Raw genomic sequence first — 17,239 nt, 5'->3', positions numbered from 1 at the left:
TATGGCTTCAATCCTCGCTCACGCATGCACTACCTCTACATTGCCCTCGCCCTGCTGGCGGCTTACCTATTGGGTTCTATTCCCACGGCCCTGTGGGTGGGTCGCCGCTTCTTCAACCTGGCCGACATTCGGGAGCACGGCTCCGGCAACGCCGGCGCCACCAACACCTTCCGCGTGCTGGGCCCCAAAGCCGGCTCGGCGGTGCTGCTCATTGATGCACTGAAGGGTTTTGTGGCGGCGTATTTCCTGCCGAAGCTGCTGGTGACCTATGGCGCCATCGTGCCCGAGCACGAGCTGTATTTCAAGCTGGCTTGCGGGGTGCTGGCGGTGGTGGGGCACATCTACCCGGTGTTTGCGCAGTTTCGGGGCGGCAAGGGCGTGGCCACCATCCTGGGCATGATGCTGGGCGTGGCGCCGGCTACGGTGGGCGTGTGCATGGGCATTTTCGTGGTGATGCTGCTGCTGTTCCGCTACGTGTCCTTGGCTTCCATGACGGCGGGCGTGAGCTTCGCGCTGCTGCAGTTGCTGCCCCAGTTTCGGCCACAGCAGCCGTTCATGGTATACGTCGGCTTCGTGCTGGCGGCCCTGCTCATCTACACCCACCGGGCCAACATTGGCCGCCTGCGCGCCGGCACCGAAAGCCGCGTGCCGTTGTTTGGGCGGAAGTAAGGAAAGGTGCGTTGGGGAATGAATCGCCGTCGACACCGTTAGTTTTAAGCTATGTCCCGTTTTCTGGTAGCGTTTGCCCTGGTCATGTCGTGCGTTGTGTGGCCCGCTGCCGCGCAGAAATACAACGAGCCGCTGGGCCCGGCGCCGACGGGCTGGACCTGGCAGGTGCTGCCCGAAATCAAGGCCGCAATGCCGTTGCCAACGGGTTGGTACTATAAAGTGACGGGCGAAAAGGGCGCCCCCACGTACTACCTAACGCCCGAAGAAACCGGCGAAAACGACGAGTTTCAGGAAGGACTCTCGTTGCAGGTGGTGCGCAAGGCCAAAGCCAAAACCGGTCGCCCCGCCGCCGATTACGCCGAGTTGCTGATGATGCGTGCCGGCTTCGGCCCGGGCCAAACCCAGTTAGATAAGAATGCCACGGTAGAAGGCGCGTTTTACAAGCGTACGGTGCGCTACCGCGAGGCACCGCCCGAGGCCGCTACCCACATCGTGTACCAACTGGCCCTGGCCAACGCCAAAACCGACACCCTCTACCTGCTCACGTTTGAGGCGCCGGAAGCCGACTGGCCCGCGGCTTGGCGAGTAGGCGAGAAGATGATACAAGCGTGGGTGCTGGACGCGAAACAGTAGCCCTGCGTGTGCACGAGTGCCGGCCGCGGCATCACTACGGCATCCTCTCTCCACAACCATCCCGGATGCGACCACAAACCTGCTTGCTACTAGCCGCCTGCCTGACGGCCGCTGCCACCCACGTCGCGCTACGGGCCCAAACCGCGCCCGTGGGGCCGTTCCGCACCGAAGCGGAAGCGGCCCGGCACCAGGCCGGCTTCCTGGCGGCGGCTCAGAAACAAGGCTACACCTCGCGGCCCACCTTCTTCTACCGCAACCGCCTCGACGTGACCAAAACCAAGGCCCTGCGGCGCGAAGGAGTTGACCTGCTGCAGATGGACCGCCGCATCCTCATCGACGGGTCGTATGGCTACCGCGAGCAGACCCTGTTTGCCGACTGGGTGGTGCGCGGCGTGGTGACCGAGGAAGTGGGCGATTCCAGCCACCGTGCGTGCTTTCATACCACCTACAAAATCAAGGTGATGGAAGTGTGGCAGGGCCAGCTTAGCTCCGCAACCATCAGCGTGAAAACCGCGAACGGGCCCGTTGGCACCTTGCGGCTGCACGTGGCCGAGAGTCCTGACTTCCACCAGGGCCAGGAGGTAGTGCTCTACCTCAACCGCTTCGACTTGGCCGGCTTCGCCGAAGCCGAGAAGCAAGGCTTGAGCAGCTGCGCCAGCAACGCCACCGCCGAGGACTTTCAGGCAAGCAAGGCCCTGCAGGTGCTGTCCGATGGCACCGTGGCCGGCCACACGGGCCTGTCCGTGGCCGATATGCGTGCCGCCGTGCAAACCATCGGCGCCCTGCTCGACAAAGAACATTTCTACCAGAAGGCGTTTTAGTGGGGCGCTCGGCGTCCGTTACTTTTACCGCCGCATTCCCAACCCCCTAACTCTTGCCCCGCATGGCCACGTACCTCGCCGATAACCAAACCCGCTTCCTCAACGAGCTCATGGACTGGCTCCGGATTCCGTCCGTGTCGGCCGACCCCAAGTTTCACGACGACGTGCTGCGGGCCGCCGATTACCTGAAAACCCGCCTCGAAGAAGCCGGCGTGCAAAATGTAGAAATCTGCCCCACGGCCGGCAATCCGATTGTGTACGGCGAATACCTGGCAAACCCCGGCGCCAAAACGGTGCTGGTGTACGGCCACTACGACGTGCAGCCCGCCGACCCCTACGAGCTGTGGACCTCGCCGCCCTTCGAGCCGGTGATTAAGGACGAGAAAATCTACGCCCGCGGCGCCTGCGACGACAAAGGCCAGGTATACATGCACGTGAAAGCCTTCGAGATGATGATGCGCGACGGCCAGGGCGGCGTGCCCTGCAACATCAAGTTCATGTTTGAGGGCGAGGAGGAAATCGGCTCCAACAACCTTGAAATCTTCGTGAAAGCCAACAAGGAAAAGCTCAAGGCCGACGTCATTCTCATTTCCGACACCGGCATTCTGGCCAACGACGTGCCCAGCATCGAGGTGGGCCTGCGCGGCCTGAGCTACCACGAAGTGACCGTGACCGGCCCCAACCGCGACCTGCACTCCGGCCTCTACGGCGGCGCCGTGCAAAACCCCATCAACGCCCTGTGCGCCATGATTGCCAGCCTGCACGACGAAAACGGCCACATCACCATCCCCGGCTTCTACGACAACGTGGACGAGCTGAGCGCCGACGAGCGCGCCGAAATGGCCAAGGCACCGTTCTCGGAGGAGGAGTTCAAGCAAAGCATCGGCCTGCCCGATAGCTACGGCGAAAAGGGCTACAGCAGCATGGAGCGCACCAGCATCCGGCCCACGCTCGACGTGAACGGCATCTGGGGCGGCTACACCGGCGAGGGCGCCAAAACCGTCATCGCCTCGCAGGCCCACGCCAAAATTTCCATGCGCCTGGTGCCCCACCAGACCTCGGCCGAAATCACCGAGAAGTTCCGGAAGCACTTCGAAAGCATCGCGCCCCAGGGCGTGACCGTGGAGGTGCGCCCCCACCACGGCGGCGAGCCCGTGGTGACGCCCACCAACTCGGTGGCCTACCGCGCCGCCGCCGACGCCATGGAAACCACCTTCGGCAAGCGCCCGGTGCCCACGCGCGGCGGCGGCTCAATTCCCATCGTGGCCATGTTCAAGTCGGAGCTGGGCCTCGACACCGTGCTGCTCGGCTTCGGGCTCGATTCCGATGCCATCCACTCGCCCAACGAGCATTTCGGGGTGTTCAACTTCCTGAAGGGCATCGAAACCATCCCGCACTTCTACCGCAACTACGCGGCGGCGCAGTAACATTCCTCCCAACGAAAAAGCCCGGCATCTGCGCAGATGCCGGGCTTTTTCGTTGAAATGACCGCGCTGTTAGCCTCCGAACGAGTAGGTCAGGTACAGCTGGAAAACGCTGTTGCGGACGCGGTTCTGGACCGTGGTGGTGCCCACCGTCACCTCCTTGGGCAGGTTGGTCAGCCCGCCGTTGTAGCGCAGGCCAATGCCGGGACCGGTTTTGCGCTGGTAGCCCAGGCCCACGAGGTAGCCGAAGTCGACGCTGTTGAGCTGGTCTTTCACGTCGGTGCTCACGTTGCCGAACTCATTTTTGGCCGAGAGCAGGAAGCCCACCTGCGGGCCGGCCTCAAAAAACAGCCCGTCGGCGTTCACGTGAAACGACAACGGCACGTCGAGGTAGGAAACCCGCGTGCGGGCGTCGCTCACGTCCTTGTACTTGGTGCCCTTCTGCGAATAAATGACTTCCGGCTGGAACGCGAAGAGGCTACTGAGGCCAATGTTGGCAAACGCGCCGGCGTGGAAGCCGAACAGACCGTCCAAGTTGCCGGTGTCTTTGCCCACATACGAAGCGTACGACGGGCCCGCCTTCAGGCCCAGCGACACGTTGCTTTGGGCCTGCGCCGCACCCGCCAGGCCGGCCACCAGGGCCAGGGTAGAAACAATTTTCTTCATGAGTTCTGCTGAATGGATAGGAGTCGCAAAGCTACGCCCGGGCTCCGCACTGCGCCCTCCGCCGCCCACCTGCTAACGCCAAAAGCCCGGCTTCTGGTATAGAAACCGAGCTTTCGTAACCGCCGCGGCCCACGGTTTTGGACTTAGCCGCCAAACGAGTAGGCCAACACCAGCCACACGGTGCTCGACTTAAACCTGCCCGAGCCCAGCACCGTCGACGCGTCTTTCTTGAAGGTGTTGGAGGCCCCGCCGTCGTAGCGCACGCCCAGCGAGGGGCCCTGCCCAAAGCGGTAGCCCACGCCCGCCACGTAGTTCAGCACCACGCTGTTCAGCTCGCTTTTCACGTTTTGCGCGTCTTCATTCACCGCCTTGATGGGGAAGCCAACTTGTGGGCCCGCCTCCAGAAACAGCCCGCCCACGCGGTAGCGGGCCAGCAGCGGCACGTCGATGGAATTCACGTCGCGGTTCAGGTTTTCGTCGTTTGCGGTGTCGAAATAGCGCATCGTGTACAGCACCTCCGGGTGAAACGACCAGTTGTCGCTGAGGCCCACGTTGGCCGTAAGGCCGGCCTGGTAGGCCGAGTGGCTCACCGACGTGTACTGGCTGTTGCTCAGCAATCGGTCGCGGCCATACGCCACGGTGAGGCCAATGGACGTGGCCTGCTGCGCCCGGGCGGCCCCCAGAGCGCCCACCAGCAGGGCAAGGGTAACGAGACATTTTTTCATGACGAAAGGGGAAAGATGAAGATTGGATGAAGTTGATTATGTGTGAGTTATGTGCACGTGTGCCGTATACTCGCCGCCCATTGCCAGGGTTGTGGGCGCCGCGCCTTGGGCCGGCCGACGGGCACAAAAAAGCCCGGCACTGCAAGCAGCACCGGGCCAAAACGGAGAATCGAAGCGGGGCTTAGTTGCCGTTGAGCACGTAGCCCACCTGCACCTGAAACGCCGAGTTGCGCACTTCTGGGTTTGTAAACTTGACGCTGGGGTCGCGGTAGGGCTTGAGGACTTCGGCCTTGCCTTCGCCGCTCTTGTAGGCCTGGCTGAAATCGCCGGTGTAGCGCGCGCTCAGGCTCAGCGCGTTGCTGAAGCGGTAGCCCACGCCCAGCACGTAGCCAAACGTCGTCGTGTTCATGTCGGCGGTGGTGTTGTCGACCGTGAAGCACGGCAGTTTGGTGCGGGGCGAGTTGATGTCGTTGCGGGTGGGGCCAGCCAGCACCACGGTGGCTTTGTCGCCGCTCACCTCGCCGCGCTGCGAGAGCAGAAAGCTCACCTGCGGGCCGGCTTCCAAGAAAAAACCGGCGCCGTCGCTCGGGCCCACGTTGTAGCGCAGCAGCACCGGCACGTCGAGGTAGTTCAGCGTTTGGCTGTACGTGCCCGAGCCCTTGCGGCCGAAGGCGTTGCCGTTGGTCAGAAACACCGTTACGTCGCTGTTGTCTTCGTTGTAGCTCAGTTTGGTGCCCTTCTGCGAAAACAGCACTTCCGGCTGTACCGAAAGCTGGTCGGTGAGCTCAAGGTTGAGGGTGAGGCCGGCGTTGAGGCCGAATTTGTTGGTCGTGGCCGTGTTGTCGGTGCCGGTGTAGCTGGCCAGGTTGGCGCCTGCTTTCAGACCAAACCGGGGGCCGCTCTGGGCCTGCGCGGCTGAACCAGCGCCCAGCAGCAGCAGCAGGGGTAGAAGGGTATATTTCATGAAGTTGAAAAGGAGAAAGTATTGATGAAGTCACGAAGCTACGGCAAGGGCGTTTGCAGGGCACAAAAAACCCCGGCCTTGCACGCAAAGCCGGGGTTTTCACTGTTGAGCTTCGGGAAGCTTATTTGCCGCCGAACATGAAGCCCACGTACAGCTGGAACGCGTTGTTGCGAATCTTGGCTGCGGTGGAGCCGCTTTCTTCTTTGTCGATGCTGGTGATGCCGCCGTTGTAGCGCAGGCCAATCATCGGACCGGTTTCGAGCTTGTAGCCCAGGCCCACGGCGTAGCCGAAGTCCACGGTGTTCAGGCCGTCTTTCACGTCCACGTCGTTGGTGCCGTCGGTGGCTTTGGCCGAGGCCAGGAAGCCCACCTGCGGGCCAGCTTCGAAGAACAGGCCGTCGGCGTTGTACTGCAGCATCACCGGCACGTCGATGTAGTTGAGGTTGATTTTGTATTTCGAATTGTCCGAATCAGCTGCGCCTTTCATCGAGAACAGCACTTCGGGCTGCAGCGAAAGTGCATCGCCGAAGGCCAAGTTGGCCAGCACGCCAGCGTTGAGGCCCACCTTGTTGGAGAAGCCCGAAGCATCGGGGCCACCCAGGGTGGTGAGCGAAGCGCCGGCCTTCACGCCGAACGAAGCCTGAGCCGAAGCCGTGGCAGAAATACCGGCTACCAGGGCCAGGGAAAGGATAACTTTTTTCATTGTTGCTGAGAAAAAAAGTGAGAATGAAATTAAAAATGCGGCGCAAAGCTACGGGGAAACTTCATTGAAATAGCAAATTATATTAATTTCATCATTAGTTTCCTTATGCAAAGAAAAGGCCCGGCGTCCACATGGACACCGGGCCTTTTCTAAAAAAGCAGGCGAAATTATTTGCCGCCGAACAGGTAGCCCAGCTGCACCGAGAATACCCGGTTGCGCTGCTGGTCGTTCACGTCGTTGTCTTTGCCCACGCTGTTGATGTCGCCGTTGAAGCGGCCTTCAATGCTGAGGCCCGACTCGAGCTGGTAGCCCACGGCGGCCACGTAGCCCAGGGCGATGTTCTGGTAGGCGTCGTTGTCGAGTTTGATTTCGTTGCCGTCACCGTCCGAGAGCTTCACCTTGGCCAGGTAGCCAATTTGCGGACCGGCCTGCAGGAAGGGACCATTGCCATCGGCCAGCGTGTAGCGGAACATGATGGGCAGCTCGATGTAGTTGAGCTTGAATTTGTAGTCGCTGTTTTTGATTTCGGTGCCCTTCTGCGAGTAGAGCAACTCGGTTTGGAGCGACAGGGACTCGGAGAAGCCGAAGTTGGCGGCCACGCCGCCCACGGCGCCGAACTTATACTTGGCGTCTTCTACGCCATCGCCGGAGAAGGTGGTGTAGTTTACGCCGGCTTTGAGGCCGAAGCGAGTAGACTGGGCGTTGGCGGCAGCGGCGGTACCGGCCAGCAGTGCAAGAGAAAGCGCGAGCTTTTTCATAAGGGCAAAGGGATAGTGATAATAAGGAATGGGAGAAAAGGCGGCGTACGTAAGCCGTAAACCGAGCCGTATACCGTTGCCGGCGACCAGAGGTTGCCAAAATTCTGTACGTTTTGTGCCTTTTCGGCCGTGGAGTGCTGCGGGGTGCTATTTTTGAGCTTCAACCGTGTGTTATGGTTTTGTCATCTCCATGCCTGCGCCGCTGGAAGCAGGCGGTTTTCCTATGCCTGAGCGGCTTTGGTGCGCACGCGCAGGATGCGCCCGCCGCCCCGGCCGAAGCCCCGCGCATGCCGCTGGTGGTGGGGGCCTACGCGCAGGGCAGCATCATCATGGCGCACACTTACGCCATTCGGCACTTGGTGGCGTCGCATCCCACGGGGTTCGAAATCAACCTGCAGCGCCAAACCACCGGCGCCGCGCCCTGGCACGGCTGGTACAAGTTTCCGAAGGTGGGTTTGGCCCTCACGTACTACGACTTTCACAACCCCGTGCTGGGCTACGCCTTTGCGGCCAGCCCCTACATCAGTAAGTCGTTTTCGCGGGGCGAGAAGCACGATTTTAGTTTCCGGTTGGGCACCGGGCTGGCTTACCTCACCAACCCCTACAACCAGGAAACCAACCACAAAAACACCATTGCCAGCTCGGCCCTCAACGCCACGCTGCAATTCCGGTTTGAGTACGACTACGCCCTCACGCCCCATCTGGCGCTGCTGGCCGGCCTGGGGCTGAACCACTTTTCCAACGGCGCCACCACCAAGCCCAACTTCGGCGTGAACCTGCCTTCGGTGGTGCTGGGGCTGAACTACCACGAGCAGCGCCACCCCGTGCAGGTGAACCCCTACGCGCCGGCGCCCGAAGACGTGGGCCACATGTTCTACAACGTGAGCACCAGCCTGGGCTTCAAGCAGCGCACCGAAGGCGACAAGCAGAAGTACCTCGTGAACTCGGTGACGCTGGCCGTGGGCCGCCGCATGAACCGCAAGTCCAACCTGCTGCTGGGCGTGGAGGGCTTCAACGACCGCAGCCTGAAAGCCACCCTCGACGATACCACCCGCGCCGGCCTCAAACAGCCCGACGTGAAAAAGGCAGGCGTGTTTATCGGCCACGAGCTGCTGTTCGGCCGCCTGGCGTTCGACTCGCACCTGGGCTTCTACGTGTACGCGCCCTACAAATCGAGCACGCCCTACTACGAACGCCTGGGCCTGAAGTACCACTTCACCAACCTGCTGTTCGGTGCCATCGACCTCAAGATTCACCGCGGCGCCGCCGACGTGATAGAGTTCAAAGTGGGGGCAAAGCTGTAAAGCAGTTTATCTGCAGGGCAAGGCGTTTCGGTAGTTGAATCGGACAGTTGGGAGTGTTTTTTTGAGGTACAGAAGGAAGCACCTGCCATCTTTCGGCCGCGGTGAATCATTGCCCGCGCCGACTGCCATGGACACCTTCTTTCTGGTCAACCGCTACCTGCACATCACGGCGGGGTTTATTGGCTTTTTTGTGGCGCCCGTGGCGCTGGCCGTGCGCAAGGGCGGCGCGGCCCACCGCCGGTGGGGGCGGGTGTTCTTCTGGGCCATGGCGGTGGCTGGCATCACGGCGCTGGTGGGCGCCCAGCGCATTCACAGCCTGTTTTTGCTGCTCACGGCGGTGTTTAGCCTCTACATGGCGTTTTTTGGCTACCGCTCGCTCTACCTCAAGCACCTGGCCTGGGACGCCAAAGTGGCCCCGTTCGACTGGGCCGTGGCCGGCGTGGGCCTGCTGGTGTTCGTGGGCACGGTGGGGTATGCGTTCGTGGCCCGCAACATTCCGGTGGGCGTGTTTGGCGGCATAGGCGCCATGACGGCCGCGCGGCAGCTGCGCGGCTACGCCAACGCCGGGCACTGGACCAAAATCCAGTGGCTGCGCAACCACATTTCGGGCTTCCTGGCTTCCTACATCGCGGCCGTGTCGGCCTTTTCCGTCACCAGCCTGCGCTTTATTCCCTTTCCGTACAACTTTCTCTGGCCCACCTTGCTGGGGGTGCCAGTCATTGCGTGGTGGCAGCGGCGCGTGAGCGCGCAGAAGGTCAAGCTGGCACCAAGCTCCGGTTTATCCGGCTCACCAGCGCCGGCCCTTCGTAAATGAAGCCGGTGTAGAGCTGGATGAGCGAGGCCCCCGCCGCCAGCTTTTCCTGGGCATCGGCCGCCGAGTGGATGCCGCCCGCCCCGACAATGGGCAGCGCCCCGTCAGATTGTTGGTGTAGGTAGCGAATGACTTCCGTCGCCCGCGCCCGCAGCGGCCGCCCGCTCAGGCCCCCCGCCCCCAGCGAGGCCACGTAGTGCCCGTCGGTGTGCAGCTGGTCGCGGCTGATGGTGGTGTTGGTGGCCACCACGCCGCTCAGCTGCGTTTCGCGGGCTATTTCCAGAATGTCGTCCAGCTGTGAGTCGGTGAGGTCGGGCGCAATTTTCAGCAGCAGCGGGCGCGGCGCGGGGCGGCGCTGGTTGCGGGCCTGCACTTGCTGCAGCAGCTCAATCAGGGGCTTTTTTTCCTGCAGCTGGCGCAGGTTGGGCGTGTTCGGCGACGACACGTTGACCACGAAATAATCGACGAGTTCCGCTAGGGCGTCGAAGCAGGCCACGTAGTCTTCTGCCGCGCGCTCGTTGGGCGTGTCCTTGTTCTTGCCAATGTTGCCCCCGATGATGAGCTGCCGGTTGCGGCGCCGAGCCAGCCGCGCGGCCACGGCCGCGGCCCCTTCGTTGTTGAAGCCCATGCGGTTGATGAGGGCCTCGTCCTGCGGCAGCCGGAACAGGCGGGGCTGCGGGTTGCCGGGCTGCGGCCGCGGCGTCACCGTCCCGATTTCCACGAAGCCAAAGCCCAGCGTGGCCAGCTCGTCGGTGAGGGCCGCGTTTTTATCGAAGCCCGCCGCCAGGCCCACCGGGTTGGGGAATTTCAGCCCAAACACCTCGCGGGCTAAACTGGGGTGCTGAAAATCGTAGAGCCCCCGCAACAAGGCCTGAGTGCCCGGCACGCGGGCCGCGCGGCGCAGGTTGTCGAAAACCAGGTGGTGGGCGCGCTCGGCGTCGAGATTGAAGAGGAGGGGTTTGACCAGCGCTTTGTACATGGCAATTTATCCGGCCCAGCCTTCGCGGTCGAGGCTCCGGTACTGAATGGCTTCGGCCAGGTGTTGAATGTGAATGTCGTCGGTGCCGGCGAGGTCGGCAATGGTGCGGGCCACTTTCAGAATCCGGTCGTAGGCCCGGGCCGAGAGGCCGAGGCGCTCCATGGCCGTTTTGAGCAGCGTGCGGCCCTCCTCGCTAATGGCGCAAATGTCCTTCACCATCTGCGGCGGCATCATGGCGTTGGAGTGAATGTCCCCGTAGTCGGCAAAGCGCGTTTCCTGCACCGCGCGGGCCTTGTCGACGCGCGGCTGAATGTCGGCGCTGGTTTCGGCCTTGCGGGTTTCCGTCATCTGGTCGAAGGTCACGGGCGTCACTTCCACGTGCAGGTCAATGCGGTCGAGCAGCGGGCCGGATACTTTGTTTAGGTACTTCTGCACCACGCCGGGGCCGCACACGCACTCCTTCTCGGGGTGGTTGTAGTAGCCGCAGGGGCACGGGTTCATGCTGGCTATGAGCATGAAATTGGCCGGAAACTCAATGCTGACCTTGGCGCGCGAAATGGTGACGCGGCGCTCTTCCAGCGGCTGGCGCATCACCTCCAGCACCGTCCGCTTGAATTCGGGTAACTCGTCCAGAAACAGCACGCCGTTGTGCGCCAGCGAGATTTCGCCGGGCTGGGGATTGCCGCCCCCGCCCACCAGTGCCACGTCTGAAATGGTGTGGTGCGGGCTCCGAAACGGCCGCGTGCTCAGCAGGCCCCCGCCGCCCAGCTTGCCCGCCACCGAGTGGATTTTGGTGGTTTCCAGCGCTTCCTGCATGCTCAGGGGCGGCAAAATGCTGGGCAGGCGCTTGGCCAGCATGGTTTTGCCGGCGCCGGGCGGGCCTATCATGATGACGTTGTGGCCGCCGGCGGCCGCTATTTCCAGCGCCCGCTTGATGTTTTCCTGGCCCTGCACGTCGGCAAAGTCGGCCGTGTATTTGTTCACCGAGTGCTGGAACAGGTCGCGCGTGTCCACCTTCGTAGGCGAGATGTCAAGCCGGCCCTCGAAGAAGTCGATGGCCTCCTGCATGCTGCCCACCGAAATCACGTCGAGGTTATTCACAATAGCCGCCTCTTCCGCGTTTTCTTTGGGCAGAACGATGCCCTTAAACCCTTCTTTCCGCGCCTGAATGGCAATGGGCAGTACGCCCTTGATGGGCCGCAGCTCGCCATCGAGCGCCATTTCGCCCATGATGATGTACTCCGGCAGGCGCTCCGTGTTCAGCTGCTGCGAGGCGTGCAGAATGCCCAGCGCGATGGGCAGGTCATACGCCGCGCCTTCCTTGCGGATGTCGGCCGGCGCCATGTTCACCACGGTTTTGGTGCGTGGCATGCGGTAGCCGCGAAACTTTAGCGCCGCCTCAATGCGCTGCTGGCTCTCCTTGATGGCGTTGTCGGGCAGGCCCACCACGTTGAACCCCGTGCCGGCCGAAACCACCACCTCAATGATGATGGTGTAGGCGTTCACACCCTGCACGGCCGAGCCGAAGGTTTTGGTAAGCATGGTAGAGGTAAAGTAAGAGTCTAGCCTTTAGAAGCTGAAAAAGATGCGTCTTACAAACCTACTACTTCATGCCTAATGTCCTACAGCACCAGCTTCTCAATCAGCAGAATCAGGATGTGAATCACTTTGATGTGAACCTCCTGAATGCGGTCGGCATACCCAAAGTGCGGCACACGAATCTCCACGTCGCTAAGACCGGCCAGCCGGCCGCCGTCCTTGCCCGTGAGCGAAACCACTTGCATGCCGGCCTCTTTGGCGGCCTCGGCCGCGCGCAGGATGTTAGGCGAGTTGCCGCTGGTGCTGATGGCCAACAGCACGTCGCCGGGCCGGCCCAGGGCCTGCACAAAGCGGCTGAACACAAACTCGAAACCGTAGTCGTTCGCCACGCAGGTCATGTGCGAGGCTTCGGTGAGGGCGATGGCGGCCAGGGCGCGGCGGTCGTTGCGGTAGCGGCCCGAAAGCTCTTCGGCGAAGTGCTGGGCGTCGCAGAGGCTGCCGCCGTTGCCGCAGGTGAGGGCTTTGCCGCCCTGGCGCAGGCTGGTGGCAAAGACGTCAGCGGCGGCGGCGATGCGGGCCAGGTTTTCCGGCTCGGCCAGAAACTGGTCGAGCACGGCGCGGGCCTCGCTGAGCTCGGCGTGAATGAGGTCGGAGAGAACGGAATCGGGCACGGGGAGGTATTCGGGGTTAGGCCAGCGGCGGGCGCTCGGCGGGAGGCGTGTTGGTCAGGCTGGGGTCGCTCTGCGGGAAGGTGGGCTGGGGCAGGTGGTCGGAAGTGCGGTTTTCGGTCAGGCTCGCGGTGCCGGCGGCCTGGCTTTGGGTGGGGTGCACGGTGGTGTGCTCGGTGTTCACCCGGCCGTCGATGGTGCGGGCGCTGGGCACGCCCACGGGCGGCACGGCGCGCTGCTGCTGGTCGTAGAGCTTGGCTTTCAGCTCGTTGATTTTGTTTTCGTGCTGGCTCACCGAGCGGCGCAGCAGCACGCTGTCCAGGTTTTCGGTGATGAGGTGCAGGGCCAGCAGGCCGGCCCCAATCAGAAACAGGGTGTAATAGAAACTGCGCTCCTGCTCCAGGGCCGACAGGCCGCTGCCCATGCCCATCACGGACGTGCGCACGGCGGGGGCAAGAACGAACAACACCGCCAGCAAGAGGTAAACCATTACGGCAACGGTAACAATGCGTTTGAGGGCGAGCATGGCGAAAAAGGTTGGTTTAAGGCGAAAGATAGGGTTTTCCGGGACGCCGGGTTTTGGCCTTGTACGCGAAAACAACCAGAACGGCACGCCGGGCTTTCGCGCTGGCTACACCAGGGCCGCGTTGGTTTGCATCGAGCTCAGGCGCTGATACACGCCGCCCTCGCGCCGGATAAGCTCGTCGTGGGTGCCGCGCTCCACGATGCGGCCGTGCTGCAGCACCACGATTTCGTCGGCGTGCTGCACCGTGCTCAGGCGGTGAGCAATGACGAGCGAGGTGCGGTTTTGCATCAGCCGCTGCAGAGCTTCCTGCACCAGCTTCTCGCTTTCGGTGTCGAGGGCCGAAGTGGCTTCGTCGAGAATGAGAATGGGCGGGTTGCGCAGGATGGCGCGCGCAATGCTCAGGCGCTGCCGCTGCCCGCCCGAAAGGCGCGAGCCCCGGTCGCCAATCACCGTCTGGTAGCCCTCGGGGCTGGCCTGAATGAATTCGTGCGCGTTGGCAATGCGGGCGGCTTCCATTACCTCGGCCTCGGTGGCGGCGGTGTTGAAGCGGATGTTGTTGAAAATGGTGTCGTTGAACAGGATGCTTTCCTGCGTCACGATGCCCATCTGGTCGCGCACCGAATGCAGCGTGCAGGCGCGCAGGTCGTGGCCGTCAATCAGAATCTGGCCCGCGCTGGGGTCGTAGAAGCGGGGCAGCAGGTCGGCCAGCGTGCTTTTGCCGCCGCCGCTGCCGCCCACCAGGGCCACCGTCTGGCCTTTTTTGATGGTCAGGTTGATGTCGTGGAGCACCGGCGTTTCGCCGTAGCTGAAGCTCAGGTGGTGGAACTCGATTTCGCGCTCGAAGGGCGGCAGCACCGCGGCGTCGGGCCGGTCGCGAATGGCTGGCTCCGTGTCGATGATGCTCAGCACCCGCTCGCCGGCCACCAGCCCGCGCTGGATGTTGCCGAAGGAGCTGGACAAGGCCTTGGCCGGCGTGAGCACCTGCGAAAACAGGATGACGTAGCCGATAAACGTTTCGCCATCGAGCGTCGACTGCCCGCCCAAAATCAGCGTGCCGCCGAAGTACAGCAGCCCGGCCACCACGCTCACGCCCGCAAACTCCGAAAACGGCGAGGCCAAGTCCCGGGTGTTGTCGATGCTGCGCGAGGTGCGGGCGTACTGGTCGTTTTCCTCTTCAAACTTGCCCTTGATGTATTCCTGGGCATTGAAGGCCTTGATAACCCGGATGCCGCCCAGCGTCTCGTCAATCACCGACAGCATGGTGCCCAGCGTTTTCTGGCTTTGCTTGGCCTGGGTGCGCAGCCGCTTGGCAATGGTGGCAATGATGCCGCCGGAAATGGGCAGCAACACCAGCGTGAACAGCGTGAGCGGCACCGAGATGTGAAACAGCACCAGGAAATACGCCACAATGGTGAGCGGCTCCTTGATGACGGCCGTGAAGGTGTTCACCACCGAGGTTTCCACCTCCTGCACGTCGGCCGTGAAGCGCGACATCAAGTCGCCCTTCCGCTCGCCCGAAAAGAAGCCCAGCTGCAAGCCAATGATGCGGTGGTACAAGTCGCGCCGCAGGTTCCGGATGACGCGGGCCCGCACTTTGGCCAGCAGCCGCAGGCTCAGGTAGCGAAACACGTTGCTGAAGAGCACCGACGCCACCACCACGCCGCACACAAAGGCCAGCGCCCCCATCTTGCCGTGCGTGGTCAGCACATCGGCGAAATAGTAGTTGAACGTGTCCGTGACCCACTGAATAGTGGGCTTGAAGCGCGGCAAGTATTCGGGCGCTTTCAGCGGCACCTTGTCCGTTTTGTCGAACAGGACTTTCAGCAGCGGAATAATCAGCGTGAAGTTGCCGATGCTGAAAAAGATGGTCAGCACCGTGTAGAGCAAATACTGCGGCAGAAAAGACATCAGCGGCCGCGCGTACTGCAGGATGCGCAAATAGGTTTTCATACCCTGTTAAAATTCGTGCAGGCGCTGCGCGATGTTCCAGCGCAGGGCCAAAGAGGCATACACTTCGTTACCGTTCAGGTCGGGCGTGAGCGAGTAAGTCTGGTGGCGCGCAATGAGCTTGGCGTCGAGAAACAGGTTGAGGCGGGGCTGGTACGTGGCCGTGAAATCGGCGTGCAGCAGGCGACTTTTGTTGCCCTGGGCGGTTTTGTTGCCGTATTCGCTCACGCGGGTGTTGTAGGATTTGAGCACGTTGCCGCCGTAGTTGCCGCCGGTCACGTCCCCGTTAATGAAGTCCAATCCCTGCTCCGAGTAAAAGGCTTTGCCCACCAGCATGAGGCGGGGAAGCGGCTGGTAGCTGAGCACGCCCAGAATTTCGGCCAGGTTGGCGCCCATGGGGTGGGCGAGGGGCTGCTGGTAGTGCTGGTAGCTGGTGTACATGTCTTCGTGCTGATAGGTGTAGGGCCGCACGTAGTTGAACTCCACCTGCAGGTCGAGGTTGCGCAGGCCGGCCACGTCGATGTACTTGCCGCCCAGCTGGAAAGCCTGCTTGTTGCCCCACCAGCCATTGCCGGCGCGTACTTCGCTGATTTTGAACTCATCGAGCACCAGCTGGCCGTAGAGTTGGGCCGTGTGCGCAATGTTCCATTTGAAATCCAGGCCCAGAATGGCGTTGTCGGCCGAGCCCACCTGCTGTTCCACCGCGCGGTAGAAGATGACGGGGTTCAGGTATTGCAGCTCAAAGCCTTTGCGCTGGCGCACAATTCGGCCGTTCACGATGGTGCTGTCCACGCCGCGCCCTCCCAGAATGGTACTCTCAAACACGCCGATGTTGAAGTTCGGCGTCACGTCGAAGCTGAGGTGGTGCAGCGCCATGTACTTTTTGGGATACACTTGGTCGTCCTGCTCTTTCTGGGCCGTGAGCTCGGCAAACAGGTTCTGGTAATTAAATTTCCAAACCCGCGTGTTGATTTTCAGGAAGAAATACGGCGTGCTGTAGTCGGAGAGAATGAGCGAGCGGTAGCCGTTGCCGATGAAGTTGCGGTCGTGGGCCAGTTGCAGGTTGATGTGCTTGCTGGCCGCGTAGGTGATGCCGCCCCGCGCCGTGAAGAAGTCGTACTGGTCGGGCTTGTTCTTATAAAACTTCCAGAAGCCCTCGTGCGGCACAATGTTGTCGCGCTGAATGCGCGTTTGCACGTAGCCCGGCACGGCTTCCTGGTTGTCGGCTAGGAAGGTGTAGAAGCCTAGCTTCTGGTCGATGGTGCCTTCCAGCTGCACGCCGCGGGTGTTCACGTAGCGCAGGCCGCTTAGCTCGCTGTCCTTGCCGGCTTCGAGCAGCAGCACCGGGTTCACGCGCAGCGTAAAATCTTCGGTCTCGACGTGGTAGAGGTCGGTTTGATTACGGTAGAAGTACGTGAGGAACGGCTGCGGGCTTTGGTTGCTGGCCGCGCCGCGTGCGCTGTTGGCCCAGTTGTCTTTCAGCAGGTATTGGGCGTTGAAACGGTCGGCGCGCGAGAGGCTGCCGCCCGAGCGCGTGACGCTGTCGCCGTACAGCATACGCTCGCCCAGCCGGGCCACCGCGGCGCGCGTGTAGGGGCGCACGCTGGTGTGCGGGTCGTTCAGCGAGTCGGGCCCGAACTTGATGGCGTACCGGTCAATCAGCCGGTAGGTATTCACGTCCAGGGGCACGTAGTTGGCGCCCTGGGTGGTTTTGCTGGCCTTCGCCGGCGGGGTATCAACGGGCGGCACGGGCTGGTCGAACACCAGCCACGGCGATTTGGCTTCCGGGGTGGAGGCGGGCGCCGGCGCCGGAGGAGTGGGGTCGGTTTGGGCCGCCACGGGGCCCGCCAATAGCGCCAATCCGGCGCACAGCAGCAGAGATTTATGCATAAATAGAGATAGGACGCCTGATAAGCGGAACGGCGGGGCCACACACTGGCCACTGGCGGTAATTTCTTAACAAACCTACGCAGCAAGGCGTTGGCAAGGGCGAAGGGTCCTGTGCGGCAGCCCGGTTCGCGCCACCCAACACGTGCTCGGCCGTAAGACGAATTAGGCAGCGGTTTCTTGCCCGCCGCCGCTTTTTGTGCCAACTTCGGGGC

At 62.3% G+C, this 17,239-nt stretch carries 17 protein-coding genes; 6 read left to right on the top strand and 11 right to left on the bottom strand.

Annotated elements, in window-relative coordinates; all coding sequences use genetic code 11:
• Positions 1-24 precede the first annotated feature (24 nt).
• The 4 genes from plsY to JAO73_RS15875 all read left to right on the top strand — a co-directional run bounded on the left by plsY (position 25) and on the right by JAO73_RS15875 (position 3,550).
• On the top strand, positions 25-669 hold the full coding sequence (gene plsY, locus JAO73_RS15890; protein WP_198978134.1) for a glycerol-3-phosphate 1-O-acyltransferase PlsY: 645 nt from the start codon (positions 25-27) through the stop codon (positions 667-669).
• 51 nt (positions 670-720) lie between these two features.
• Positions 721-1,302 carry a hypothetical protein gene (locus JAO73_RS15885; protein ID WP_198978133.1) on the top strand — a complete coding sequence of 194 codons (582 nt, stop codon included), beginning with the start codon at positions 721-723 and terminating at the stop codon, positions 1,300-1,302.
• Positions 1,303-1,367: 65 nt separating this feature from the next.
• Entirely contained in the window at positions 1,368-2,123 is a 756-nt protein-coding gene (locus JAO73_RS15880; RefSeq protein ID WP_198978132.1) for a hypothetical protein, read from the top strand.
• A gap of 62 nt (positions 2,124-2,185) precedes the next feature.
• Entirely contained in the window at positions 2,186-3,550 is a 1,365-nt protein-coding gene (locus JAO73_RS15875) for a dipeptidase (RefSeq protein ID WP_198978131.1), read from the top strand.
• Positions 3,551-3,619: 69 nt separating this feature from the next.
• Here JAO73_RS15875 and JAO73_RS15870 read toward each other — a convergent pair whose 3' ends face one another.
• The 5 genes from JAO73_RS15870 to JAO73_RS15850 all read right to left on the bottom strand — a co-directional run bounded on the left by JAO73_RS15870 (position 3,620) and on the right by JAO73_RS15850 (position 7,363).
• Positions 3,620-4,213, bottom strand: coding sequence for a porin family protein (locus tag JAO73_RS15870; RefSeq protein ID WP_198978130.1), 594 nt, complete (start codon positions 4,211-4,213; stop codon positions 3,620-3,622).
• A 143-nt stretch (positions 4,214-4,356) separates the two neighbouring features.
• The gene (locus tag JAO73_RS15865) at positions 4,357-4,938 is read right to left on the bottom strand and encodes a porin family protein (RefSeq protein ID WP_198978129.1); all 582 of its coding nucleotides are present in this window, start codon (positions 4,936-4,938) and stop codon (positions 4,357-4,359) included.
• Between the two features lie 181 nt (positions 4,939-5,119).
• A complete protein-coding gene (locus JAO73_RS15860) occupies positions 5,120-5,902 on the bottom strand; it encodes a porin family protein (RefSeq protein ID WP_198978128.1) in 783 nt (260 codons plus the stop codon).
• A 121-nt stretch (positions 5,903-6,023) separates the two neighbouring features.
• Positions 6,024-6,605 carry a porin family protein gene (locus JAO73_RS15855; protein WP_198978127.1) on the bottom strand — a complete coding sequence of 194 codons (582 nt, stop codon included), beginning with the start codon at positions 6,603-6,605 and terminating at the stop codon, positions 6,024-6,026.
• 167 nt (positions 6,606-6,772) lie between these two features.
• Positions 6,773-7,363, bottom strand: coding sequence for a porin family protein (locus tag JAO73_RS15850; RefSeq protein WP_198978126.1), 591 nt, complete (start codon positions 7,361-7,363; stop codon positions 6,773-6,775).
• Between the two features lie 179 nt (positions 7,364-7,542).
• Here JAO73_RS15850 and JAO73_RS15845 point away from each other — a divergent pair, with 179 nt between their 5' ends.
• The gene (locus JAO73_RS15845) at positions 7,543-8,667 is read left to right on the top strand and encodes an acyloxyacyl hydrolase (RefSeq protein ID WP_198978125.1); all 1,125 of its coding nucleotides are present in this window, start codon (positions 7,543-7,545) and stop codon (positions 8,665-8,667) included.
• A 127-nt stretch (positions 8,668-8,794) separates the two neighbouring features.
• A complete protein-coding gene (locus JAO73_RS15840) occupies positions 8,795-9,481 on the top strand; it encodes a DUF2306 domain-containing protein (RefSeq protein WP_198978124.1) in 687 nt (228 codons plus the stop codon).
• Here JAO73_RS15840 and JAO73_RS15835 read toward each other — a convergent pair.
• From JAO73_RS15835 to JAO73_RS15810, 6 genes are all read right to left on the bottom strand, one after another.
• Positions 9,423-10,457, bottom strand: coding sequence for a quinone-dependent dihydroorotate dehydrogenase (locus JAO73_RS15835; RefSeq protein WP_198978123.1), 1,035 nt, complete (start codon positions 10,455-10,457; stop codon positions 9,423-9,425). The two genes, JAO73_RS15840 and JAO73_RS15835, sit on opposite strands and share 59 nt — an antisense overlap.
• Before the next feature lie 6 nt (positions 10,458-10,463).
• Entirely contained in the window at positions 10,464-11,999 is a 1,536-nt protein-coding gene (locus JAO73_RS15830; protein ID WP_198978122.1) for a YifB family Mg chelatase-like AAA ATPase, read from the bottom strand.
• A gap of 80 nt (positions 12,000-12,079) precedes the next feature.
• On the bottom strand, positions 12,080-12,667 hold the full coding sequence (gene lpcA, locus JAO73_RS15825) for a D-sedoheptulose 7-phosphate isomerase (protein WP_198978121.1): 588 nt from the start codon (positions 12,665-12,667) through the stop codon (positions 12,080-12,082).
• Positions 12,668-12,683: 16 nt separating this feature from the next.
• Complete coding sequence (locus JAO73_RS15820; protein WP_198978120.1) at positions 12,684-13,190, bottom strand: hypothetical protein; 507 nt, start codon at positions 13,188-13,190, stop codon at positions 12,684-12,686.
• A gap of 105 nt (positions 13,191-13,295) precedes the next feature.
• On the bottom strand, positions 13,296-15,140 hold the full coding sequence (locus JAO73_RS15815; protein WP_198978119.1) for an ABC transporter ATP-binding protein: 1,845 nt from the start codon (positions 15,138-15,140) through the stop codon (positions 13,296-13,298).
• A 6-nt stretch (positions 15,141-15,146) separates the two neighbouring features.
• Positions 15,147-17,027, bottom strand: a complete 1,881-nt coding sequence (locus JAO73_RS15810) for a capsule assembly Wzi family protein (RefSeq protein ID WP_198978118.1) — start codon at positions 17,025-17,027, stop codon at positions 15,147-15,149.
• Positions 17,028-17,239: the final 212 nt, after the last annotated feature.

The sequence above is a fragment of the Hymenobacter miniatus genome, assembly GCF_016427455.1.
Lineage (GTDB): Bacteria > Bacteroidota > Bacteroidia > Cytophagales > Hymenobacteraceae > Hymenobacter > Hymenobacter armeniacus.
This window is presented reverse-complemented; position numbering and strand designations above follow the sequence as displayed.